This is a genomic window from Roseomonas fluvialis (assembly GCF_022846615.1).
Lineage (GTDB): Bacteria > Pseudomonadota > Alphaproteobacteria > Acetobacterales > Acetobacteraceae > Neoroseomonas > Neoroseomonas fluvialis.
This window is the reverse complement of sequence record NZ_AP025637.1, coordinates 679,625-701,046: the sequence shown is the minus strand read 5'-3', so window position 1 is coordinate 701,046 and position 21,422 is coordinate 679,625. Positions and strand designations below refer to the sequence as shown.

Annotated in this window: 20 protein-coding genes; 5 read left to right on the top strand and 15 right to left on the bottom strand. The window is 70.3% G+C overall.

The window, feature by feature from the left end; all coding sequences use genetic code 11:
- Positions 1-51 precede the first annotated feature (51 nt).
- A complete protein-coding gene (locus tag MWM08_RS03450; protein ID WP_244458078.1) occupies positions 52-321 on the bottom strand; it encodes a twin-arginine translocase TatA/TatE family subunit in 270 nt (89 codons plus the stop codon).
- A gap of 299 nt (positions 322-620) precedes the next feature.
- Here MWM08_RS03450 and MWM08_RS03445 point away from each other — a divergent pair, with 299 nt between their 5' ends.
- The gene (locus tag MWM08_RS03445) at positions 621-1,625 is read left to right on the top strand and encodes a TerC family protein (RefSeq protein ID WP_244458077.1); all 1,005 of its coding nucleotides are present in this window, start codon (positions 621-623) and stop codon (positions 1,623-1,625) included.
- Between the two features lie 40 nt (positions 1,626-1,665).
- Here the strand turns inward: MWM08_RS03445 and MWM08_RS03440 are convergent, their stop codons facing one another.
- Together MWM08_RS03440 and MWM08_RS03435 are read right to left on the bottom strand one after the other, a co-directional pair.
- The gene (locus tag MWM08_RS03440) at positions 1,666-2,382 is read right to left on the bottom strand and encodes a class I SAM-dependent methyltransferase (RefSeq protein ID WP_244458076.1); all 717 of its coding nucleotides are present in this window, start codon (positions 2,380-2,382) and stop codon (positions 1,666-1,668) included.
- A 174-nt stretch (positions 2,383-2,556) separates the two neighbouring features.
- A complete protein-coding gene (locus MWM08_RS03435) occupies positions 2,557-3,534 on the bottom strand; it encodes a Bug family tripartite tricarboxylate transporter substrate binding protein (protein WP_244458075.1) in 978 nt (325 codons plus the stop codon).
- 280 nt (positions 3,535-3,814) lie between these two features.
- On the opposite strand from MWM08_RS03435, the gene MWM08_RS03430 reads away from it, so the two are divergent.
- The gene (locus tag MWM08_RS03430; RefSeq protein WP_244458074.1) at positions 3,815-4,546 is read left to right on the top strand and encodes a hypothetical protein; all 732 of its coding nucleotides are present in this window, start codon (positions 3,815-3,817) and stop codon (positions 4,544-4,546) included.
- 89 nt (positions 4,547-4,635) lie between these two features.
- On the opposite strand, the gene MWM08_RS03425 is transcribed toward MWM08_RS03430, so the two are convergent.
- The 7 genes from MWM08_RS03425 to tcuA form a co-directional block, all read right to left on the bottom strand.
- Entirely contained in the window at positions 4,636-5,142 is a 507-nt protein-coding gene (locus MWM08_RS03425) for a CHAP domain-containing protein (protein WP_244458073.1), read from the bottom strand.
- Positions 5,143-5,263: 121 nt separating this feature from the next.
- Positions 5,264-6,901: an ABC transporter substrate-binding protein gene (locus tag MWM08_RS03420; protein ID WP_244458072.1), complete on the bottom strand. Its 1,638-nt coding sequence runs from the start codon at positions 6,899-6,901 to the stop codon at positions 5,264-5,266.
- A gap of 83 nt (positions 6,902-6,984) precedes the next feature.
- The gene (locus MWM08_RS03415) at positions 6,985-7,383 is read right to left on the bottom strand and encodes a Zn-ribbon domain-containing OB-fold protein (RefSeq protein WP_244458071.1); all 399 of its coding nucleotides are present in this window, start codon (positions 7,381-7,383) and stop codon (positions 6,985-6,987) included.
- A gap of 5 nt (positions 7,384-7,388) precedes the next feature.
- Positions 7,389-8,561: a thiolase domain-containing protein gene (locus tag MWM08_RS03410; protein ID WP_244458070.1), complete on the bottom strand. Its 1,173-nt coding sequence runs from the start codon at positions 8,559-8,561 to the stop codon at positions 7,389-7,391.
- A gap of 291 nt (positions 8,562-8,852) precedes the next feature.
- Positions 8,853-9,473 (bottom strand): M35 family metalloendopeptidase, encoded by a 621-nt coding sequence (locus MWM08_RS03405; protein WP_244458069.1) that lies wholly within the window; start codon positions 9,471-9,473, stop codon positions 8,853-8,855.
- A 75-nt stretch (positions 9,474-9,548) separates the two neighbouring features.
- On the bottom strand, positions 9,549-10,667 hold the full coding sequence (gene tcuB / locus MWM08_RS03400; protein ID WP_244458068.1) for a tricarballylate utilization 4Fe-4S protein TcuB: 1,119 nt from the start codon (positions 10,665-10,667) through the stop codon (positions 9,549-9,551).
- Positions 10,651-12,048 carry an FAD-dependent tricarballylate dehydrogenase TcuA gene (gene tcuA / locus MWM08_RS03395; protein ID WP_244458067.1) on the bottom strand — a complete coding sequence of 466 codons (1,398 nt, stop codon included), beginning with the start codon at positions 12,046-12,048 and terminating at the stop codon, positions 10,651-10,653. Before tcuA ends, tcuB begins: the two co-directional genes overlap by 17 nt.
- A 77-nt stretch (positions 12,049-12,125) precedes the next feature.
- Between tcuA and MWM08_RS03390 the strand changes: the two genes are divergently transcribed.
- Positions 12,126-12,800, top strand: a complete 675-nt coding sequence (locus tag MWM08_RS03390; protein WP_244458066.1) for a GntR family transcriptional regulator — start codon at positions 12,126-12,128, stop codon at positions 12,798-12,800.
- Positions 12,801-12,832: 32 nt separating this feature from the next.
- On the top strand, positions 12,833-14,401 hold the full coding sequence (locus MWM08_RS03385; RefSeq protein ID WP_244458065.1) for an ABC transporter substrate-binding protein: 1,569 nt from the start codon (positions 12,833-12,835) through the stop codon (positions 14,399-14,401).
- 7 nt (positions 14,402-14,408) lie between these two features.
- On the opposite strand, the gene MWM08_RS03380 is transcribed toward MWM08_RS03385, so the two are convergent.
- The 4 genes from MWM08_RS03380 to MWM08_RS03360 all read right to left on the bottom strand — a co-directional run bounded on the left by MWM08_RS03380 (position 14,409) and on the right by MWM08_RS03360 (position 18,695).
- Entirely contained in the window at positions 14,409-14,735 is a 327-nt protein-coding gene (locus MWM08_RS03380) for an NIPSNAP family protein (RefSeq protein WP_244458064.1), read from the bottom strand.
- A gap of 20 nt (positions 14,736-14,755) precedes the next feature.
- Positions 14,756-15,730 carry a tripartite tricarboxylate transporter substrate binding protein gene (locus MWM08_RS03375; RefSeq protein ID WP_244458063.1) on the bottom strand — a complete coding sequence of 325 codons (975 nt, stop codon included), beginning with the start codon at positions 15,728-15,730 and terminating at the stop codon, positions 14,756-14,758.
- 61 nt (positions 15,731-15,791) lie between these two features.
- Positions 15,792-16,553 (bottom strand): calcium-binding protein, encoded by a 762-nt coding sequence (locus MWM08_RS26405; RefSeq protein ID WP_279323245.1) that lies wholly within the window; start codon positions 16,551-16,553, stop codon positions 15,792-15,794.
- An 84-nt stretch (positions 16,554-16,637) separates the two neighbouring features.
- Positions 16,638-18,695, bottom strand: a complete 2,058-nt coding sequence (locus MWM08_RS03360) for a beta strand repeat-containing protein (RefSeq protein WP_244458062.1) — start codon at positions 18,693-18,695, stop codon at positions 16,638-16,640.
- A gap of 127 nt (positions 18,696-18,822) precedes the next feature.
- Between MWM08_RS03360 and MWM08_RS03355 the strand changes: the two genes are divergently transcribed.
- Complete coding sequence (locus MWM08_RS03355; RefSeq protein WP_244458061.1) at positions 18,823-19,629, top strand: enoyl-CoA hydratase/isomerase family protein; 807 nt, start codon at positions 18,823-18,825, stop codon at positions 19,627-19,629.
- 169 nt (positions 19,630-19,798) lie between these two features.
- Here the strand turns inward: MWM08_RS03355 and MWM08_RS03350 are convergent, their stop codons facing one another.
- The gene (locus MWM08_RS03350; protein ID WP_244458060.1) at positions 19,799-21,394 is read right to left on the bottom strand and encodes a tetratricopeptide repeat protein; all 1,596 of its coding nucleotides are present in this window, start codon (positions 21,392-21,394) and stop codon (positions 19,799-19,801) included.
- Between the last annotated feature and the right edge of the window lie 28 nt (positions 21,395-21,422).

Sequence of the window (21,422 nt, the reverse complement as noted above, 5' to 3'; positions counted from 1 at the left end):
CCCGCCACGCAGCGCGCGACGGGGCCAGCCGGTCGGCCGAAGCGTGCGGCGTCAGGCCGCGGGGCGGCTGCCGGGCTGGGCCGGCTGCGCCTGCGCGGCGGTAGCCGTGCCCTGCTGCGGGCCCTGGATGTTGCCGGCCGGCGGCGTGGCCGGGGCCTGGGCTTCCATCGAGGCGTCCTTCTCGTCTTCCTTGATGTTCGCCTTGAACGACTTGATGCCCTTGGCCAGGTCGCCCATCAGGCCGCTGATCTTGCCGCTGCCGAACAGCAGCAGGATGACCAGCAGCACGACAAGCCAATGCCAGATGCTGAACGAACCCATGGCGACGCCTCGATCCCGTTATGGCCGCGCCCGGGGGCGCGGGTGTCTCCGTCTGAACGGGGCGCAACCTAGTGTCCCGGCGGCGCCCTTGCAATTCCACATGGGCCATCGTGGGCGCCGCCGCAACGGGTCTTGACATCGATCCGCACCCCGACCATCTCCCGCACCTGATCCGGGCCCCTCTGGCGGCCGCCTGCCCATGCGTGGGAGGCGTGCCGCGATGTCGGATCGCGTGGGAAATCGCGCGATCACGGCCCTCTCTGTGCCCGTGATGCGCGCCAGAGAGGAGGTTTTGGGGGATGGAATTCTTTTCGGCTGAATGGCTCGGCAAGCCCTTGTGGATGTGGAAGGGCTTCCTGGCCGTCGTGGTGGTGCTGCTCGCCTTCGACCTGGGCGTGCTGAACCGCAAGGACAAGGAAATGGGGATCGCCCAGAGCCTGTGGCTCTCGGCCTTCTACATCGGCTTCGCCACCCTGTACGGCGCGGGCATCTGGTGGGCGTACGAGGCTGGCGAGCTCACCACCAGCGACGGCACCCATGCCGGCGTGGCGTTCTTCACCGGCTTCTTCATCGAGAAGGCGCTGTCGATCGACAACGTCTTCGTCATCAGCCTGATCTTCACGTATTTCGCGATCCCGCGGATGTACCAGTACCGCGCGCTGGTGTGGGGCATCATCGGCGTGATCGTGCTGCGCGGCATCATGATCGCCCTGGGTGCGGCCCTGGTGCAGCAGTATTCCTGGGTGCTCTACATCTTCGGCGCCTTCCTGATCGCCACCGGCATCAAGATGCTGGTCGTGCCCGAGGGTGAGCAGGACATCTCGAAGAACCCGGTCGTGAAGTTCATGCGCCGCCACATGCGCGTGTCCGACAACCTGCACGGCCAGAAGTTCTTCGTGCGGGAGCCAGACCCGGTCTCGGGCAAGATGGTGCGCGTCGCCACGCCGCTGTTCCTGGCGCTGGTGGTGATCAACATCGCCGACCTGATCTTCGCGGTGGACAGCGTGCCGGCGATCTTCGCCATCACGACCGACACCTTCATCGTCTACACCGCGAACATCATGGCCATCCTGGGCCTGCGGGCGCTGTACTTCGCCCTGGCGGCGATGGTGCATCGCTTCCACTACCTGAAGTACGCGCTGGCCCTGGTGCTGGTGTTCATCGGCGGCAAGATCTTCTGGAACCAGATCGTGGGGAAGGTGGATCCGGCCATCTCGCTCGGCGTCACGCTGGCGATGATCCTGGGCGGCATCTTCTACTCGCTGTGGAAGACGCGGAAGGACACGCCGGTTCCGGTGGCGTGAGCGCGGCGGGGCGCGGCAGCGATGCCGCGCCCCAACCGGGCTATCGGGACGCCGAGATCACATGCGCCCGGATCCTGCCGGTCACACGGCCTTCGCCGAACCTGGCCGCGATTGCCCGCGCGGCCGCATCCGTAACCTCCGCCAATAGGCCGGCGCCGCGTGCCTCGATCTCGGCGCGCAGCGGGGTCCCCTGGCAATACCCCATGGCCGGCGCCCGGGCATCCCGGGCGATGCTGTAGCGCGCGACCTTCTCGGCCGCGATGGTGGAGAACCCGACGCGCCGCAGCCGATCCGCCAGAACCGCTACGTCGTGGTGGCCATGCGGGGTCCGCGCCAGGAACAGCGGCGGGTCGTTGGGAAACCATGCCCCCGCGGCCTGGGTCACCACCATGGCGAAGTCATTTTCTTCGAGGCGATCCCATACGTTGAACACGTAAAGCCCGCCGGGCTTGAGGACGCGGCGCGCCTCCGCGAAGGCGCCCTGCATTTCGGGAAAGAACATCACGCCGAACTGACAGGCGACGGCATCGTATGTGCCGTCCGGAAAGGGAAGGTCCTGGGCATTCGCCGGGGTCCAGGTCACGCGCGGCGATTCCAGCCGGGTCGCCGCGTGATCCAGCATGGCCGGATTGAGGTCCGTCGCGTTGATCCTGACGGCAGGCGGCAGCGTCGCATCGAGGGCGCGCGTCAGGATGCCGGTGCCGGCCGCGACCTCGAGGAGCCGGCCTTCCGACAGGCCCGCGAAGCGGTGGGACATGTCCTCCGCATAGGGCGCGAAGATCAGCGGCCCAAGCAAGGCATCGTAGAGCGCGGGAATCGATCCCTGGAACAGCCGATCGGCTTCCGTCTCTGGCCTCCGGGCAGCGCTGCGGACACGCTAGGCGTCTGCGATCGGAACCGGAAGCTCATTCGCGGAGGCTGGGCAGCGGCGTCACGCATCCAGCCGGATGTTCAGCCGGCGGATCATGCCGCCCCAGCGGTCGGTCTCCTGCGCCAGGAAAGCCGCGGCCTCGGCCGGCGTGCTCGCCATCACCTCGAAGCCCGCGCCTTCCAGCCGCGCCCGCGCCGCCGGGTCGCGCAGGCCGCGCTGCGTCTCGGCGGCCAGGCGCGCCACGCGATCGGCCGGCGTCGCGGCCGGCACAACCAGGATCTGCCAGCCGTAGGATTCCGCGTTCGCGACACCCTGTTCCGCCAGCGTCGGCACCGCCGGCGTGGGCGCGAAGCGCGCCGCCGAGGTGACGGCGATGGCGCGCATCTGCCCGCCCTGCACCTGCGGCAGCACCGCGGCCGTCGTCACCATCATGGCCTGGATGCGCCCGGCCACGAGGTCCACCGTCGCCTGCGGGAAGCCGCGATAGGCGACATGCAGCATGTCCGGCAGGCCGGTCCGCGCCGCGAGGTCGAGCATGCCGAGATGCCCGCCCGAACCCGACCCCACCGACCCGAAGGACACCCGCCCCGGATTGGCCCGCACATGCGCGAGGAAACCGGCCAGGTCGGTGACCGGCAGGTCGTTGTTCACCACCAGGAATTGCGGCCCGCGCACCAGCAGCGACACCGCCACCAGGTCGCGCACCGGGTCGTAGGGCAGGTTCGGATACAGCGCCGGCGCGGTGGACAGCGGCCCATTGATCGACAGGCCGATGACATGCCCGTCGGTCGCCTTGGCGATCGCGTCGGTGCCGATATTGCCGCCGGCGCCCGCACGGTTGTCGACCACCACGGGCTGGCCCAGCGCGCGGGCCAGGTGTTCGGACAGCACGCGGCCCGTCAGGTCGGGGCTCGATCCGCCGGGGAAGGGCACGACGAAGCGCAGCGGCCGGTCGGGCCAGGGGGCCTGGGCATGGGCAAGGCCCGGCAGCGTGAAGGCGGGCAGCACGGCGCCGAGGGCGCGGCGGGTCAGGGTCATGGCGGGTCCTCCGGCAGCGCGGCGGGCCTTGCCGTCGCGCGGGCAGTCGATTGGGGGCGCGGGATGAACCCGGCCCCGTGCGGCGTTTGCAGCATGGCACGGCCGGGTCGTCCAGCGGTGCCTGCACCTGCGACAGGCGGTCGCCGTGGCGCCGGATCGACGGGTAGCGGCGGATCGGCCCACCACAACCGTGGGCTGCTCCGACGCCGAATTCACCTTCATCTTTTGCTAAGTCCAGGGCATACATTCTGGACGGGTTCCCCCAGACGGAGCGCAACCCATGACTGCAATCCCCCGCCTCATGCTGCTGTGCGTCGCGTTGTTGTCCCTGCCAGGCTGCGCGACCCTGGCGATGAACGCCGCGCTGCGCGCCGCGCACCCGCAACCCGCCTGGAATGGCGAGGTGGCGGTGGCGACCGAACCGCCTGGCGGCCGCTGCACCGTGGCCCGCGGCGATCGCGTCATGGCCGAGGTGCCGGCCGCCCCTGCCTCGGTCCGCCTGGCGCGATCGTATGCCGAACTCGAAGTGCGCTGCGTCGCCGAGGGCTTCCTCGAAACCGCCGAGGTGCTGCGCCCGCGCGACGACCCGGCGGTGTTCCGCATGGCGCCGAACGGCGTGATCGGCGCGACGGCGACGGTTATCAGCCTCGCGTCCGCGCGGACCATGCGCTACCCGTCCGAGGTTACCGTGGCGATGGTGCCGGCAAGCTTCCCGAGCGAGGCCGCGCGCGAGCAGTTCTTCGCCACGCGCCGTGCCGCCGTGATGGCCGCGCGCGCCACCGAGATCGGCTTGGCGGAGGAACGCTGCCGGGCCGAGCGCGACACCACTTGCGATCCCTCGCTACTGGTGGCGCAGCGGCAGCAGGCGGAGGACCTCGCGCGGCTGGATGCCCTGCGGGGTGCGACGCAGGTGGGGGTGGCGACGGCCGCCCCGGCGGATGCGCTGCCCGACCCGCTGGCGGCGGCACCGGCACGCCCGCGGACTCTGCGCGTGGCCGACGCCGCGCCCTGACCCCTGACCCGCGGCGTGTCCCGCTGCCGGGATGCGCCGCTGCGGTCAGGTGCCCCGGCCCGCGGCAAGGGCCTCGGCCGGGCCCTGCTCTACTGCGCCTCCGCCACCAGCCGCCCGCCATGGATGAAACCGAAGGTCGGGAAGTTGGTCTGGCCGAGGTCGTTGGCCGGCGGATACCAGACGCGCACCAGCGACCAGTCGTTGCTGGGCGAGACATCCATCACCGGCTGGTCGCGTGCCACGCGGCCGCGGTTGCGCCCCGAAGCCCAGTTGGCGTGGTCCACGCGGATCTCGCGCGGGCCGACCACCCGGGTGACCACCGCAAGATGCCCGGACCGGTTGCGCTGCGTGCGCATGAACACCAGTACCGATCCCACGCGTGGCCGGCGGGAGCGGTCATAGCGGCCGGATTGCGCAGCGGCATCCCACCACTGCCAGGCATCCCCCTGCAGGTCGATGCCTGAACGCGCGCGGGCATAGGGCACGCAGGAGGTCTCGCCCCCCGCATAGCCAGGCACGCCTGTGCGCGGTGCGCTGCCGGAACTGCCACATGCTGCGAGTGCGAGCACACCCAGCATCGCGATCATGCGAAGCATGACCCCGAACCCCCTGATTCCCCTATATTCAGTTTAGCGGGAATTGGGGCGGAAGTTGAGCACGACGGAACGGCCGCACCCCATTCGGGGCGCGACCGTTGCATTCATGCACGTGCACCGGTCAGGCCAGCGTGGTCAGGTCCTGGAACCAGTGCTGCGCCGGCACGTAGCCGCGCACGTTCCGGCCCAGCGCCTTGGGGTTGGTGTCGTGCACCACGAAGACCCAGAGCGCCTCGTTCACCGCCTTCTCGTGCACGCGGCGCATGATCGCATCCTGCTCCGCCACGTCGAAGGATTGCATCGCGGCGTCGAGCATCCGGTCCATCTCGGCGTCCCGGTAATGGCCATAGTTCACGCCGACCGGGGCGATCTGGTTGGAATGGAAGAAGCGGATGAAGGCGTAGAGCGGGTCACTGGTCAGGTAGGCCACGTTGTTGGCGGTGATGTTGCCCGCGCGGCTGATCTCGCCGGCCGCGCCCTGGCGCCAGGCGGTGTAGAGCACTTCCAGTTCCACCACCTGGAATTCGACCTGGATGCCGACCTCGCGCCAGGCGGACTGGATGTATTCGTTCATCGGCATCGAGACCATCTGCCCCGACCCGCCGGTGGGCACGATGAAGCGCGTGCGCAGCGGGTTCTGAGGCGAGAAGCCGGCCTCGCGCACCAGGCGGCGCGCTGCGTCCAGGTCGGTCTTGATCTGGAATTCGGGCCGGCCGAACCAGGGGGATGACGGGTCCACCACGCCGACCGCGGGCTTGGCCAGGCCGTTCAGCAGCGCCACCACCTCGTCGCGGTTGATCGCCAGGTTGGCGGCGCGGCGCAGGCGCACATCGCGCCAGGGCGAACCCTCCAGCAGCGACAGGTGATAGTTCCACACATGCGGCGTGACGTTCTCGACGATGCGCGCGCCGGATTGCCGCAGGCGGGGCAGCAGGTCGGGAGCGGGGCTCTCGATCAGGTCTAGCTGGCCTGAAATGAGCGCGTTCGATCGCGTCGTCGTCTCGGGGGCCACCACCAGCATGATTCGGTCCACCTTGGGCATTCGCGTCGGGTCCCAGTAGGCCGTGTTGCGCACCAGTTCGGCGCGTTCGCGCGGGACAAGCCGGGCCAGGCGGAACGGGCCCGTGCCCGAGGGTTCGTTCGCGAAGCGCTCCCAGGAATTGCCCAGGCGCGCGTACTGCGCCGGCGAGGAGATCAGGAACCACAGCATCTGGTAGGGGAAGAAGCTGTCCACCGCGCGGGTGGTCACCTCGACCGTCATCGCATCCACGCGGCGGTAGGACGCGACGGAGGGCAGTCGCGGGCGGACCTGCGCGGCCTGGCGCTGGTCGAAATGCGGCGCCTGGTTGTTCAGCACCTTGTCGAAATTCCAGATCACCGCATCGGCGTCGAAGTCGGAGCCGTCGTGGAACTTCACGCCCGCGCGCAGGCGGAACACCCACTTGCGGCGGTCGGCGGGGTCGGATTCCCAGGAGGTGGCGAGGCCCGGCATCAGCTTGCCCGGCCGGTCGGCCACGTTCATTTCCCAGGCAACCAGCGGATCGTAGATGGTGTGGCCGGTGAACTGGTAGGCGCCGGCGCCACGGTCGGGCTGGCCGGTCGTCTGGGGGATGTCCGCCATCGAGATGCCGTAACGAAGCACGCGCTCGCCCGCGGTTTGGGCATGGGCGGTGCCGATCGCCTCCGGCATGAGCGGTGCGGCAAGGCCGGAAGCGCCCGCGCCCATGAGGGCGCGGCGCGAGAAGCGGGAAAGCGACATGGATGCGAAGCCCCGAGCGGTTGTGGTTGCGCCCGGGTTGGCAAGTCGCGTGCCGCGCGCGGGGCGCGGCACGCGGGGGCCGGTCAGGCCGGCGTGAACATCGGCACCGGGGCGCCGCCGTCTTCCGTGGCCTTGAACACCAGCTTCACCTTCTGGCCGATCTTCAGCGCATCGAGGTCGCAATCAACGATGTTGGTGAACATCCGCGGGCCTTCGTCGAGTTCGACATAGGCCGGCGCGTGGGGTTCCTTCGAGCGCATCACGGTGAAGGAGTAGATCGTCCCGGTCCCCTTCGCCTCGACCAGTTCCACGTTGTTGGACAGCGTGAAGGGCGAGCAGCCGCGCGGATACCAGAAGTGCTTGCCGGTATCCTTGCACAGGCCGATCAGGAAGCGGCCCTCGCGGGCGGCGTCCCAGAACGGCTTGGTGGTGGGGTCTTCCTTGGGCGCCGGGATGGCGCGGTTGGCAGCCTGCGTGGCCATCGTGATCACTCCCGCTCCATGATGAGGGTCGCACCGCCGTGGCGATGGCCGAGCAAGCCGCCCACGCCGTTCGCCAGCGCCAGCTTGCAGCCCTGGACCTGCACCTTCGGGTGCGCTTCGCCGCGCAGCTGGCGCACCGCCTCGATCACCTTGGTCATGCCGCCGCGGTTGGCCGGGTGGTTGTTGCACAGCCCGCCGCCATCGGTGTTGAAGGGCAGCTTGCCGACGCCGGAGATCAGGTTGCCGTCGGCGACGAAGGCGCCGCCCTTGCCCTTCTCGGCGAAGCCCAGATCTTCGATCTGCATCAGCACCGTGATGGTGAAGCTGTCGTAGATGGAGGCGTACTGGATGTCCTTGGGCGTGACCTTGGCTTCCGCGAAGGCGGTCGCGCCGGACTGCTTCACCGCCGAATAGGTCAGGTCGATGCCGCCGCCGGCCTGATTCTTGGTGGCCTCACCGCAGCCGAGCACCTTGACCAGCGGGCGCTTGAGCGACTTCGCGATTTCCGGCCGCGCCACGATCAGCGCGCCGCCGCCATCGGAGATGACGCAGCAATCGAGGCGGTGCAGCGGGTCCGCCACCATCGGCGAATTCACCACATCCTCGACCGTGACCACCTTCGGCAGCATGGCGTGCGGGTTGTGCTGCGCGTGCTGCGAGGCGGCGACCTTGATCCAGGCGAGCTGTTCCGAGGTCGTGCCGTATTCGTACATGTGGCGCGCGGCGACGTTGGCGTAGGAGGTGACGACGGTGCGCGCCATCGGGATCTCGAACGGATCGTCCGGAATATTGGGCGCCCAGGAGCGCGGCACGGTGCCCGTCGCCATGCCTTCGGCGCGGGGCCGGCCGGCCAGCGTGATGAGCGCGATGTTGCAGCGCCCTTCCTTGATGGCCTGTGCCGCGTGGCCAACGTGCATGACGTAGGAGCAGCCGCCCATGTCGGTGGAATCGACGTGGCGGAGCTTGGTCAGGCCCATGTAGTCGGCCTGGTTGATCGGCCCGAGGCCCGGCGCGGCGCCGGTGCAGAAGAAGCCGTCGATGTCGTCCTTGGACAGGCCGGCATCCTGCAGGGCGCCGAAGGCGACCTCAGCATGGAGTTGCGCGACCGACTGGCCCTCGGCCTTGCGCGTCGGGTGCTCGAAGGCCCCGACGATATAGGCTGCGCCGTTGATGCTCATGGCGGGGCTGTTTCCTCCTGCTTCGTGTGTGGGCGCAGGGAAGCAGCCGTGGCGGTGGCTGTCGAGGGGGCGGACGCGCGGGTTGGGGAACGGATCGCGCAGCGATCCGTGATCGCACGGCGCGACCGCGCCCAGACCATCAGCCGCGCCGGGCGCGCCAATGCGTGGCGCGCAGCAAGGGCCGCGGACGCGGCCCGCCCGCCGTCTGAGGGCCATGCAAAAAGTCTCCCGCCGGGCGCCGTGCAGGATGCATGGCGCCCGGCGGGTTTCGCTGCCGGCTGGGGGGCAATATCAGCGCGGCAGGAACTCGGCGAAGTATTCGTAGCTGTCGGCGTTCATCTGCGCCGCGGCGGGATCGTCCTTGGCCAGCGCTTCCGCGCCGCGGGGCTGGTAGGCGTGGTCGCGCGTGCCAAGCGCCAGGTGGCTCATCTCATGGATGACGATGCCGCCCTGGTTGTCCTGGCCGGTGCGCCCGGCGCTGAAGAAGGTCGGGCAGAAGCCCATGACCTCCCGCGCATTCCCGCCCCATCGGACATAGGCGAAGGTCGCGCCGCGGCAGGCGCGCGCATGGTTGCATTCATAGGCGACGCGGTTCTCGCGTTCGTCCAGGCCGCGGGAGATGGCGCGGAAGTTCTTGGCGATGGCGCCGGCCGGGTTGGTGCCGAAGAAGCGCGCGAGGTGCGGGCGGATCGCCTCCGGCTCCAGCGTCAGCGAGGCGATCGACGCGTTGGTCATCTGCCGGGCATCGCCGAAGGCGCGGCGGATGGTGGCGCGCTGTTCGCTGGTGCAGGCGCCGTCAGCGCTCAGCGCCGGGCCCTGGCGTTCCCCGCCCTTCACACCCTGTGCCGCGAGCGGCAGCGGGGCCAGCATCAGCGTAGCGAGGGCGGCGGCGGTGGCGAGGGTCTTGCGCATCGGTCTCTCTGCCTTCCGTGGATCGGGTGGCAGGGAGATGATGCGTGCGCCGGGCACCCCCGGCGCTGAAACGATTCAGGCGGCGACGGTGGTACGGGTGCGCTTTTCCTTGGCGTTCCGCAGCAACGCGATGCCGCGGTAGATGCCGTGCACCATCTTGGAATACGGCATCACCAGGAAGAAGGCGAAGACCAGGCCGAGGTGGATCGCGAGCATCACGCCCATCGCGCCGGTGTGGCGGATGGCCAGCAGCAGCAGCCCCGTCGCCGCGATCAGGAACAGCAGCCCGAGCATCGCGAATTCGCCGCCCATCACCTTGCGCGAGACGGGGCCGGGGTCGGTGATGATCTTGGTATGCATGAGCCCCGCCGCGCCGAGCATCATCAGCACGCCGCCCCAGGTGCCGAACTGCACGGGCAGCGAGAAGAAAGCGTGCGGCGACTTCCAGCCGAGGAAATGGTGGTAGATCGCGCCGGTGGTGGTGGCCGCGAAGCACAGCAGGAAGCCGTACAGCAGCGCCTGGTGGAAATGGCGGCGCCGCTGCGAGAAGCCCTCATCGAGGTCGTTGCAGCCATGCCCGCCGCCGCCGAGGTTGCGCAGCGTCAGGATGTCGACGGTCGCTTCCACGGCAGGCGCGGGCGCGAAGGACCCCCCCATGCCGCCAGTCGCGCGCCAGTAGCTCCGCGCGCCCATCGCCATGGCAAACACGCCGTAGCCGAAGGTGAGCGTCGCGAGCGACACCATCAGCCAATAGGGGATGATGCGGAAGAAGGCGCCGACGCCGGTCTGTGCCGAATACAGCACCGCCGGGTCCTGCAGCGCAGCCACCAGGATGAGCGTGATGGCGATGCCGAGCGACGCCGCCAGCGTGACCAGCGTGCCGTTGCGTTCAAAAGCGCGCCCCATCGGCGCCGGCCAGGCGTGCTGCGCGTAGGATTCGTGGCGGAGTTCCGCGAAGGTCGCTGGGATGTTGATGCCGAAGGCATGCGGCGGCGCGTACTGGCAGGCGTGGTAGCAACCCTTGCAGCCGTGACACAGGTTGGCGAGGTGCGTGAGGTCGGCCTCGGCGAAGGACCGGCGCATCGCCATGGCGGGAAACACCGCGCAGTAGCCTTCGCAATAGCGGCAGGCGTTGCAGATCTCCATCTGCCGCCGGGCTTCGGCGACGGTTTCCGATTCAGTTCCGGGCTGCACGCGCTGCTTCCTCCCCCGCGATGCGGCCGAAGACGGTGCCGATCGTCATGCCGAAGCCGGCGAGATATCCCTGGCCGAGGATGTTGCCGGACATGATCTCCCCGGACGCGAACATGTTCGCGCTGGGCTTGCCGTCGGCCATCATGACCCGCGCGCGCTCGTTCACCTTCACGCTCAGGAAGGTGAAGGTGATACCGGGCTTGAGCGGGTGGCAGTAGTAGGGTGGCGTGTCGATGCGCCGCGCCCAGTGGGATTTCGGCGGCTCGAGGCCCTCGGTGCGGCAATCGTCCAGCGTCTGCGCGCTGAAGGTGCCCGGGCGCACGGCGGCGTTGTAGTCGTCCACGACCTTCTGCAGCTTCGCCGCGTCCAGCCCGATCATGCCGGCGAGTTCCGCGATGCTGTCCGCGCGATACGGCGGAAATACCGGCGGCAGGTAGTTGAGCTGCGCCTGGCTGTCGTTGATCGCGAAGGCGACTTGCCCCGGCTGCTGCGCGATCAACCGCCCCCAGATGGCGTAGCGCTTCGGCCAGACATCCTGCCCCTCGTCGTAGAAGCGTTCGACGTTGCGGTTCACCACGATCGCGAAGGGCACGCAGTCGAGCCGCATGGCGAGGCCACCATCTTCCATCGGTGCGCGGGCGTCGTTCGCGACGGCATGGAACTGCGTGGGGTCGCCCACTTCCTGTACGCCGGAGGCCAGCATGTCCTTCAGGATGCGCCCCTGCGCATAGGGCGTGCCGCGGATCTGGAAATTGTCGGCGGCGTCGCCCCAGTATTTCCGCAGCCATTCGCGGTTGGCCTGGAAGCCGCCGGACGAGGCGACGAACGCCTTGAAGCGCAGCCGCGCAGGGAAGCCGCGGTGGGAGACGATGGCCTCGGTCGCGAAGCCGTCCTGGACTTCGATGTGCTGCACCTCGGTGTCGTACAGGATGACCACGCCGAGGCGTTCGGCGGTGCGATACAGCGCATTCACCAGCGCCTTGCCGCCGCCGAGGAAGAAGGCGTTGGTGCGGCTGAGCGACAGCGTGCCTGACAGCGAGGGCTGGAATACCACGCCGCATTGTTCGAGGAAGCCCGGCGCGTGCTGCGACGCACGGATGCACATGCGCGCCAGTGCCTCATCCGTCTTGCCGCCGGTCACGCGGTTCAGGTCGTCCCAGTATTCTTCTTCCAGGTAGCTGTCGGTCAGCACGCCGGTCGGGCCCGGGTGCAGCGCGCGCAGGTTGCGGGTGTGGCGCGAATTGCCGCCGCGCATGGACCGCGGCGCGTGTTCGGCGAGCACGACGGTCGCCCCCGCCTGGCGGGCGGTGATCGCGGCGCAAAGGGCGGCATTGCCGCCGCCGGCGACCAGCACGTCGAAGGTCTGGGTCAGGTCCGCCATGGCGGCGCGGCTCCCGTGGTTCAAGGCTATGTATACAGATGTATCCAGAGATGTCCAGGGCGTGCCATACTGCCCGCATGGACGGTTCCACCCCCGTGCGCGACCTCGGCGAGGCCGCCTATGCCCGCATCCGCGCCGCCATCCGCGACGGGTCGCTTGCACCTGGCGAACGGTTGACCGAGGTCGATCTGGCCACGCGCTTCGGCGTCTCACGCACGCCGGTGCGCCAGGCGATCGCGCGGCTCGAGGCCGAGGGACTGCTGACGCATGAGGCGCGCCGCGGCCTGGTGGTGACGCGCCCCGACCACCAGCAGGTGGTGGAACTGTACGTCATGCGCGAAGTGCTGGAAGGCGCCGCGGCGCGCCTGGCGGCCCAGCACGCAAGCGAGACCGAGATCGCCGCCATGGCCGAGATCGTCGGCGCCGAACCCGCCGCCTTCGGCGATGCCGCCGCGCTGGCGGAGGTGAACCAGCGGCTGCACGGGCTGCTGTATCTGGCGGCGCACAACCGGTACCTGCTGCGCAGCCTCGAGCAGCTCGCCGCCACCATGTCGCTGCTGCCGAGCCTGCTGACGCGCGACGGGCGCGCGCAGGCGGCGCATGCGGAACACCGCGCCATCCTGAAGGCAATCGGCAAGCGCGATGGCGACGCCGCCGAGGCCGCCGCACGCGCCCATGCCCGCGCGGCGCAGAAGCATCGCCTCGCCTGGATGGTCGGCACGCTCGGCGTGCCGCGCGCGACACCCGGTTGACAGGCCCCGCCGCGCGCCGAAGTCTGCCGCGCATGACATGCCTTCGCTTCGCCCTGCTGGGCCTGGTCCTGCTCGCCGCACCGGCGCGCACGCAGTCGCTGACCATGGCGGTGGAGGCCCCCTTCGGCCTCGATCCTCATTTCCTGTTCGCCGGGCCGAACATGGCCGCGGCGCGCCAAGTCTACGACAGCCTGATCAACCGCGACGCCGAGAGCCGCTTCGTGCCAGGCATCGTCGAGCGCTGGGAAGCGACAGGCCCGCAGGAATGGACCCTGCACCTGCGTCGCGGCGTGACCTTTCATGATGGCAGCCCCTTCACGGCGGAGGATGTCGCCTTCTCGATCGCGCGCGTGCCGAACGTGCCGAACAATCCCGGCCCCTATACCTCGAACCTGCGCACCATCGCGCGTGTCGAGGTGGTGGACCCGCACACCGTCCGCCTGCACACAGACCAGCCCAACCCGGTGCTGCCGGGGCAGCTGACCAACATCTTCGTGGTGTCGAAGCACGTGGCGGAATCGGCCACCACCGCCGACTTCAACGCCGGGCGCGCGGCGATCGGCACCGGGCCCTTCCGCGTCGAGCAGGCGCGCGGCACGGAAGGCATGAGTGTGTTGCGCAACGAGCGCTACTGGGGCGAGGCGCCGGCCTACCAGCGCGTGAACATCCGCGTCATCGGCAATGATTCCGCGCGGCTCGCGGCGCTGCTCAGCGGCGATGCCGACCTGGTCGAGAGCGTGCCGCCCACCGACGTGGAACGCCTGCAGCGCGATGCGCGCGTCAGCGTCTTCCGGCGCAATTCCGACCGCATCATGTACCTGCTGCCGAATGTCCGGCTCGACCAGTTCCCGCTGCTGACGGACACCGCCGGCACGCCACTGCCGCGCAACCCGCTGCGCGATATCCGCGTGCGGCAGGCGCTGTCGCTGGCCATCGATCGCCAGGCGCTGGCCGCACGCGCGCTCGACGGCCAGGCCGTCCCCACCGTGCAGATGGTGCCCGAGCAGTTCGGCGGCTTCGATGCGACCCTACCCCTGCCCGCCGCCGATCCCGTCCGCGCCCGCGCGCTGCTGGCCGAGGCCGGCTATCCCGATGGCTTCGGCATCACCATCGGATGTTCCAACAACCGTTATGTGAACGATGCGCGGGTCTGCCAGGCGCTGGGGCAGATGCTCACGCGCGCCGGCTTCCAGGCGCGCGTCGAAACCCAGCCCTGGAACGTGTTCTCGCCGCGCACCCAGTCGCATCGCAACGACCTGCCGCTGAGCCTCTATGGGCTGTCGCTGTCGTCGTCGCGCGATGCGTCCTACATCCTCGCCACGGCGGTGCACACGCGCATCCCGGAGCGCGCCTTCGGCCAGGGCAATCGCGGCGGGTTCTCGGATGCGCGCATCGATGCGCTGATCGATGGCGTGATCGGGCTGGGCGGCGAAGGACGCGAGGCCGAATTGCGCCGTGTGGCGCGCGAGGCCGGCGACGCGCTGCCCTTCATCCCGCTGTACAACCAGGTGGTGGTCGTGGCGGCGCGGCGCGGCATCACCTACGTGCCGCGCATGGACGAACAGATGGTGGCGCAGAACGCGCGGCCGGCGCCGCGCTGATCCGCCGCTACTTCACCGAGGAGAACGCGGTCGGCTGCAGGATCGCGCTGCTGACATTGGCCAGGATGGGGCCGTCCTTCTCGCTTTCGGCGCGCTTGGCGATCCATTCCGGATCGGCCTGGAAGGCATTCCACTTCGTCTCGCGCTCAGCCAGCGATTCCCAGGCCAGCAGGTAATGCAGGTCGAGGTTCGATTCGCCGATCACCGTGGTCCAGAAGCCCGCCTGGCGGATGCCGTGGCGCTGCCAGATCGGCAGCGTGGAATTCTGGAAACGATTGAGCAGCGCCGGCAGGCGGCCGGGCAGGCAGCGATAGATCCGCAGTTCGTGCAGCATGGTCGTTCTCCCGTGGTGGTTCAGCGCCCGGCCGGCAGCAGCCCGGCGCGGCGCAGGCCGGCGCGTTCGAATTCGTAGGACGCGGGCTGCGCCGCCTCGAAGGCCGCGGTGTCCAGGTACAGGCGCGGCAGGTTGAAGCGCTCCATGACGGCGCGCACGGCGTCTTCTTCCAGCGCGTCGCGGAAGGCGTCGTGCAGGCGCCGCACCACGGCGGGGTCCATGCCGCGCGGGCCGCCGATGCCGTAGGGACTGTCCACCACCAGGTCGATGCCGGCCTCGCGCAGCGTCGGCACATCGGGGAAGCGCGGCATGCGCGTGGCCCCCCACACGACCAGCAGACGGAAGCGCCCATCCGCCACCAGCGGCGCCCAGCCCGAGGCATCCGCCACCACATCCACCTGCTTGGACAGCAGCGCGGTGGTGAGTTCCCCGCCACCGCGATAGGGCACGTGGGTCAGTTCCACCCCGGCGCGCTGCATGATGTCGAGCATCGCCATGTGCTGCACCGATGTCGGCCCCAGCGTGCCGTAGGTCAGCCGCCCGGGTGCGGCGCGCGCGGCGGCCAGCACGTCGTCCAGCGTGCGCCACGGGCTGTCCGCGTTCACCACGATGCCGTGCACCGACCCGCTGAGCTGCACGATCCAGGTGAAGTCGGTCAGGGAATTGAAGGATGCGCGCTCATTCGCCAGGACGAAGCGGTGCACGCCGCCGAACAGCTGCGCCAGCGTGTAGCCGTCCGGCCGCGCATCCTTCAGTGCCGCGGCGCCGAGCGTGCCGGAGGCGCCAGGCCGATTCTCCGGCACCACCGGTTGGCCCAGGCGCCGCCCCGCGGCATCGGCGATGGCGCGCAGGAAGACATCGGCGGAGGCCCCCGGCGGCCAGGGAATGAACAGGCGGATCGGCCGGTCGGGGAAGGCGCCTTGCGCCAGCGCGGGCGCGGCCAGCAGCATCGGGGCCGCGAGCAATGCGCGGCGCGTGGCGGGTGCATCGGCCATTGGCGAAAATCCTCGGCGGTTGCGGCGATGCTCGCAGGCAGCGCCGCCGAGTCAAGCCGGGCTACAGGATGAACCAGCCGGCATTCGCCACGCCCGGGCCGGCGATCAGGATCTGCAGGTCCGCCACGCCGTCGCCGTTGTTGTCGCCCTGCGCACGCCACACGCCCGGTGATGCGGCAGTCACGCGCAACTGCCCCGCGCTGGCCGCGCCCGCCGCGCCCGCCGCGCCGAAGGCGGCGGTGCCGATGAAGGCGAAGGCATCGTTGGCCGGCGTCAGCGCATTCGCGTCGACGAAGGACAGGTCGACACGGTCGAGGCCGACGACGCTGAATTCGTTGATCCTGTCGCTCGCGGCCACGGTGCGGTCGGCGGCGGACAGCAGCCGGAAGCGATCCGCCCCGTTGCAACCGGTCATGGTGTCCGCACCCGCGCCGCCCACCGACGTGTCGATGCCGATGCCGCCCGAGAGCGAATCATCCCCCGCCCCGCCATTCAGGACGTTGTCCAGCGCATTGCCCACCAGGGTGTTCGCGAGCCCGTTGCCGGTCCCGGTGACCAGCGTGGACCCCTGCAGCACCAGCACCTCGACATTGGCGGCAAGCGTATGCGCCGTGCCATCCGTCGCGATCACGGTGTCTTGGCCCTGGTTCAGCCCTTCCACCACCACGTCGCCGGTGGTCACGATGTAGATGTTGCTGTCCGCGCCACCCACCAGCCGGTCGATCCCCGCCCCGCCATCGAGCGTATCGCCGCCGGTGAGCCCGGTCAGCGTATCGGCGCCGATGCCGCCGGTGATGGCGTTGGCGAGCGGATTGCCCTTCAGCGCCTGCGCTGTCGCGGCGGTGCCGGCGCAGCCCGTGGCGGAGGCGCCGCGGGACGGCGCCGGCCGTGGTGGGCAGTGCGCCGGCTACAGCAGGAACCACCCTGCCACCGGGCTTGCCGTGCTGAGGATGTCGATCGCCACATCCGCCGCGCCGTCGCCGTTGATGTCGCCCTCGGCGCGCCAGGTCCCGGCGCCATTGGCCGCCACGCGCCACTGCGCCGCACCTCCCGCGCCGCCGCCGGAGAAGGCCGCCGCGCCGATATAGACGAAGGCCTGGTTGCCGCCGGTGAACGCATCCGCATCGATGCTGCGCAGGTCCACCCGGTCGAGCCCGCCCGCGACCGTGCGCGCGAAGTCGAGGATGCGGTCAGGCGTCGCCACCGTGCTGTCGTCCGCGGCCAGCAGGCGGAACACGTCGTTGCCCGCGCCGCCCGAGAGCGTGTCAGCCCCCGCCCCGCCCACCAGCGTATCGGCGCCCTGCCCGCCCAGCAGGCTGTCGTTGCCAACGAGGCCCGACAGCTGGTTCGCGCCGGTATTGCCGACCAGCAGGTTGTCCAGCCCGTTGCCGGTGCCGCGCAGCAGCGTGGTGCCCTCCAGCACCAGCGCCTCGAGGTTCGCACCGAGCGCCGCGGCGGTGCCGGTGGTGGCCACCACCGTATCGTTGCCCTGGCCTGCGAATTCCACCACCACGTCGCCGGTGGTGGTGACGTAGCGGTCGTCGCCGATGCCGCCCGCCAGGCGGTCGATGCCCGCGCCGCCATCGAGCGTGTCCGCACCTGCCAAGCCGGACAGCGTATCGGTGCCCGCGCCGCCGGTCAGAGCATTGTCCAACGTGTTGCCGGTGAAGCGGTGGGCGATGGCGTTGGTCGCGGCCACCGCCTCGAAATGCGCGCCCAGCGTCAGCGTGGCGAAGGTGGTGCGCAGCGTGTCGAAGCCCTGGTTGGCGAGTTCCACCACCACGTCGCCGGGCTGGTCGAGGACATAGACATCATCGCCTGCGCCACCCAGCAGCTGGTCGATGCCGCCCAAGCCCGAGAGCGTGTCCGCGCCATCGCCACCCGCCAGCGTATCGGCGAAGGCGCCCCCGGTGATGGCGTTGTCCAGCGCATTGCCGGTGAAGCGATGCGTGGTGCCGCCGGCCGCCGCCACGTCATCGAGATGGGCGCCGATCACGTAGATCGCGCGCGCGGTCAGCACCAGGTCACGGCCCTGGTTCGCAGCCTCGATCGCGAGGTCGCCGGTATCCTCGAGCACATAGGTGTCGTTGCCCGCCCCGCCGACCATACGATCCGCCGCGGCGCCGCCCTGCAGCCAGTCATGGCCTTGCGCGCCGGCCAGTGTGTCGGCGCCGCCGCCGCCGAACAGGCTGTCATTCCCGGTGCCGCCGGTCAGCGCATCGGCCTGTCCGGAGCCCAGCACTGCCTCGATGCCGGCGCCGATGCTATCGCCCTGCGCATCGCCGCCGAGGCCGCTGCGCAGCGCCAGGTCGACGGTAACGGCGGAGAGCGATCCCGCGTAGGTCAGCGTATCCGCCCCGCCGCCGCCGGTGATGGTGTCGGCGTCGGCGCCGCCGTCCAGCAGGTCGGCGCCGGCGCCACCGCGCAGCACGTCGGCACCGATGCCGCCCCGCAGGGTGTTGGCGCCGGCCTGGGCCGTGACGGAGTCATCGCCGGCGCCACCGTCGAGCCAGTCGTTGCTGGTGCCGAAATCGCCGAAGGCCATCAGCGTGTCGGCGCCGTCGTTGCCCAGGATGGTCTCGGCCACCGTGTCGTTGGCGATGATGGCATCGGCGCCGGACCCGCCGGCCAGCGCCTCGAACCCCGCGGCGATGCTGTCGCCCTCGGCCTCGCCGCCGCGGGCCGAGAGGAAATACAGGTCGATCGACACGCCGGCGGTGTCGGCGGCGTAGGAGAGCCAGTCGGTGCCGGTGCTGCCGTCGAGCAGGTCAGTCCCGATGCCGCCGGCCAGCGTGTCGTCGCCCTCATGGCCCAGCAGCGTGTCGATGCCGTCCCCGCCCAGCAGGCTGTCGGCGCCGCCGAGGCCCTCGATCCGGTCGGCCCCGGCGCCGGGGCGCGCCGCGCCGGCGGTGTTGACCAGCGGGGCGATGGTGTCGTTGCCAGCCGTGCCGGTGATGTCGGTCATGGTCCGCCTCCGTTCCGGGGCGAAACTGGCGGCGAGGGGTTAACCGCGTGTGAAGCCGGGCGCGCGCCGCTCAAATGACAGGTCGGCGATCCCGGCGCAGTCTGCGCAGCGCACGAATCGCTGGAGCATGACGATGGACTTGCCGACCTACGAGACACTGGCGCTGGACGCCGCCGAGCCGCATGTGCTGGTGGTGCGGCTGAACAGGCCGCATGTGTCGAACGCGCTGAACACGCAGATGGGGCGCGACCTGCATGCGCTGTGGTCGCACCTGATCGCCGAACCGGGTGGGGTGCGCTGCGTGGTCTTCACCGCCGCCGGCGAGAAGGCCTTCTGCGGCGGCGGCGACCTCAAGGAACGCAACGGCATGACCGATGCGCAGTGGCGCCACCAGCACGAGATTTTTGAGCGCGCCTATTGGACGATGCTGGACTGCCCGATCCCGATCGTCGCGGCGGTCACCGGCCATGCCTATGCCGGAGGGCTGGAAATGGTGCTGGCGTCGGACTTCGCCTATGGCGTGGCGTCCGCGCGCTTCGCGTTGACGGAAGTGACCATCGGCATCATGCCGGGCGCGGGCGGGACGCAGACGCTGCCGCGCATCGTGGGCGAACGCCGCGCCAAGGAGATCATCCTGACCGGGCGGCCCTTCACGGCGGCGCAGGCACTGGATTGGGGCATCCTGAACCAGGTGTTCGACACGCGCGAGGCGCTGCACGAAGCGGCGATGGAGACCGCGCGAACCATCGCGCGCAACGCCCCGCTGTCGGTGCGCCAGGCCAAGCGGTCGATGCATTACGGGCTGCAGATGGACATCCGCACCGCGCTGCGGTTCGAGATCGAATGCTACAACCAGCTGGTCGGCACCGAGGACCGGCACGAGGGCATCGCGTCATTCAACGAGAAGCGCAAGCCGGTGTTCAAGGGGCGGTAGAGCGGACGCCGGCCGGGTGGAATCACCTGGTCGGGTGACGATGCCCGCGAACAGATCGGCGTTGCGCGCGCCGATGCGAGCGGCGGCGGCGCGAGTGCGGCGCCGACCGGCGCGGGCGCCCCGCCGGTCGCCGATGTCCCGACGCCGCCGGCTTGATCCAGGCGCGACGTCAGCGGGCCAGGTAGGCCCGTGCGGCGGCGATCTCCTGGCGCGAGGCATCGCCGGCGCCGGCAACGTCGATCAGGCTGGCATAGAGCCGCCGCGCTTCGTCGCGATTGCCGGCCGCATCGGCCGCACGGGCAGCGCCGTCAATAGCACGCAGGCGGCGCGGTTCGGTACGCTGCACCGCCTCGAATTCGGCCAGCGCCTGGGCGGGCAGGCCGGCCTCCAGCAGCGCCTCGGCGTACAATTCGCGCGCCGGCGCGAGCGGGCCGGGCGTGATGGCGTGCTTGTCGGTGCGCGCCTCGCGTTCCGCCGCCGCGCGCAGCGTCGCGAGCCCGGCCTCCCGCTGCCCGGCGGCGAAGGCCTGCCAGCCCGTGGCGGCCTCGCGCTGGATCGTCACCTGCTCGGCCCAGTAGGGGTCGCGGCCGGTCAGCGCCTCGGCGATGCGGGCGAGGGCCGCGATGTCGGCCGTCGCGTCCTGCGGACGGCCGACGCGCGACAGGCCGATGGCCCGGGCGAAATGGGTCAGGGCCTCGGTGAAGGCGGCGTTGGGCGCCGGGCGCGGCGTCAGCGCCGCGGCCTCGTCCCAGGCGCCGCGTTCCAACGCATAGCGCGCCGGCATCGCCGCCATCGCGAAGGCATAGGCGAGGCGCGCAGGCCCGTCGAAGCGCAGCGCCTGCGCCTCCTGCAGGGCCTGCGCGGCGGCGCCATCCTGCCCGGTCTGGAGATAGGCGTAGACCATGTAGTCGTAAGCATGCAGCGTGTCGTCGGCTTCCCGGGCGCGCGTCGCGAGTTCGGCGGAGCGGCGGTTGCTCGCGACCGAATCCTCCCAGCGGCCGATGCGCGTGTAGATGTGCGATGGCATGTGCAGCGCATGCGGCGCGTCCGCGGCCAGCGTGCCGTATCGGTCGGCCGCGCGCACGCCGCGCGCGGCCAGCGCCGGGTAGTCGTTCAGGTGAATCAGGTAGTGGACGATGCCGGGATGGTCGGGCTGGCGCACCAGTTCGCGTTCCAGCATCTCGGCACCACGCAGCTGGTCGGCGTAGCTGCGGTCGGCCGGCGAGGATGCGACGCCGAGCAGCAGCGCATAGAGGATGGTGGCCTCGGCATCATCGGGGAAGCGTTCGCGCAGCTGGCCCATGGCATCGCGATAGGCGACCAGGCGCGCGCGATGCCCAGGCGCATCGTCGCCGGCGAAGACGAGTGCCAGCGCGTCGATATACGCGGCCTCGCGCGGGGTGCGGGCACCGATGCGCTTCGCCTCCGCCAGCAGCGCGCGGCCATTGCGCAGGTTCTGCGGCGGCGGCGGACTGTATGGGTTGGTCAGCAGCGTCAGTGCCTCGCCCCAATAGGCCATGGTGCAGCCGGGATCGGCCTGGCGCACCTGGCGGAAGGCCTCGCCGGCGACCTGGTACCAGAAGGAATGCTGCAGCAGCATGGCGTGGTTGAAGTCGGCCTGCGCCGCCGCGTTGCACTGCACGGGGAAGTTCACCGTGCCGAGGGTGCGATGCGACGTCGATTGCGCGTCGGCCGCCCAGGGGACGAGGCAGGCGAGTGCGATGCCGCCGGAGAGAAGGATCCTGTCGAGGCTGCGATTGCGCATGGCTGGATCTCCCGTTGCGGGGCGCCGC

Bases quoted from the DNA above. Each gene is read 5' to 3' on its own strand.
- MWM08_RS03450 (WP_244458078.1), bottom strand. From the start codon at position 321: ATGGGTTCGTTCAGCATCTGGCATTGGCTTGTCGTGCTGCTGGTCATC.
- MWM08_RS03445 (WP_244458077.1), top strand. From the start codon at position 621: ATGGAATTCTTTTCGGCTGAATGGCTCGGCAAGCCCTTGTGGATGTGG.
- MWM08_RS03440 (WP_244458076.1), bottom strand. From the start codon at position 2,382: ATGTCCCACCGCTTCGCGGGCCTGTCGGAAGGCCGGCTCCTCGAGGTC.
- MWM08_RS03435 (WP_244458075.1), bottom strand. From the start codon at position 3,534: ATGACCCTGACCCGCCGCGCCCTCGGCGCCGTGCTGCCCGCCTTCACG.
- MWM08_RS03430 (WP_244458074.1), top strand. From the start codon at position 3,815: ATGACTGCAATCCCCCGCCTCATGCTGCTGTGCGTCGCGTTGTTGTCC.
- MWM08_RS03425 (WP_244458073.1), bottom strand. From the start codon at position 5,142: ATGCTTCGCATGATCGCGATGCTGGGTGTGCTCGCACTCGCAGCATGT.
- MWM08_RS03420 (WP_244458072.1), bottom strand. From the start codon at position 6,901: ATGTCGCTTTCCCGCTTCTCGCGCCGCGCCCTCATGGGCGCGGGCGCT.
- MWM08_RS03415 (WP_244458071.1), bottom strand. From the start codon at position 7,383: ATGGCCACGCAGGCTGCCAACCGCGCCATCCCGGCGCCCAAGGAAGAC.
- MWM08_RS03410 (WP_244458070.1), bottom strand. From the start codon at position 8,561: ATGAGCATCAACGGCGCAGCCTATATCGTCGGGGCCTTCGAGCACCCG.
- MWM08_RS03405 (WP_244458069.1), bottom strand. From the start codon at position 9,473: ATGCGCAAGACCCTCGCCACCGCCGCCGCCCTCGCTACGCTGATGCTG.
- tcuA (WP_244458067.1), bottom strand. From the start codon at position 12,048: ATGGCGGACCTGACCCAGACCTTCGACGTGCTGGTCGCCGGCGGCGGC.
- MWM08_RS03390 (WP_244458066.1), top strand. From the start codon at position 12,126: ATGGACGGTTCCACCCCCGTGCGCGACCTCGGCGAGGCCGCCTATGCC.
- MWM08_RS03385 (WP_244458065.1), top strand. From the start codon at position 12,833: ATGACATGCCTTCGCTTCGCCCTGCTGGGCCTGGTCCTGCTCGCCGCA.
- MWM08_RS03380 (WP_244458064.1), bottom strand. From the start codon at position 14,735: ATGCTGCACGAACTGCGGATCTATCGCTGCCTGCCCGGCCGCCTGCCG.
- MWM08_RS03375 (WP_244458063.1), bottom strand. From the start codon at position 15,730: ATGGCCGATGCACCCGCCACGCGCCGCGCATTGCTCGCGGCCCCGATG.
- MWM08_RS03360 (WP_244458062.1), bottom strand. From the start codon at position 18,695: ATGACCGACATCACCGGCACGGCTGGCAACGACACCATCGCCCCGCTG.
- MWM08_RS03355 (WP_244458061.1), top strand. From the start codon at position 18,823: ATGACGATGGACTTGCCGACCTACGAGACACTGGCGCTGGACGCCGCC.
- MWM08_RS03350 (WP_244458060.1), bottom strand. From the start codon at position 21,394: ATGCGCAATCGCAGCCTCGACAGGATCCTTCTCTCCGGCGGCATCGCA.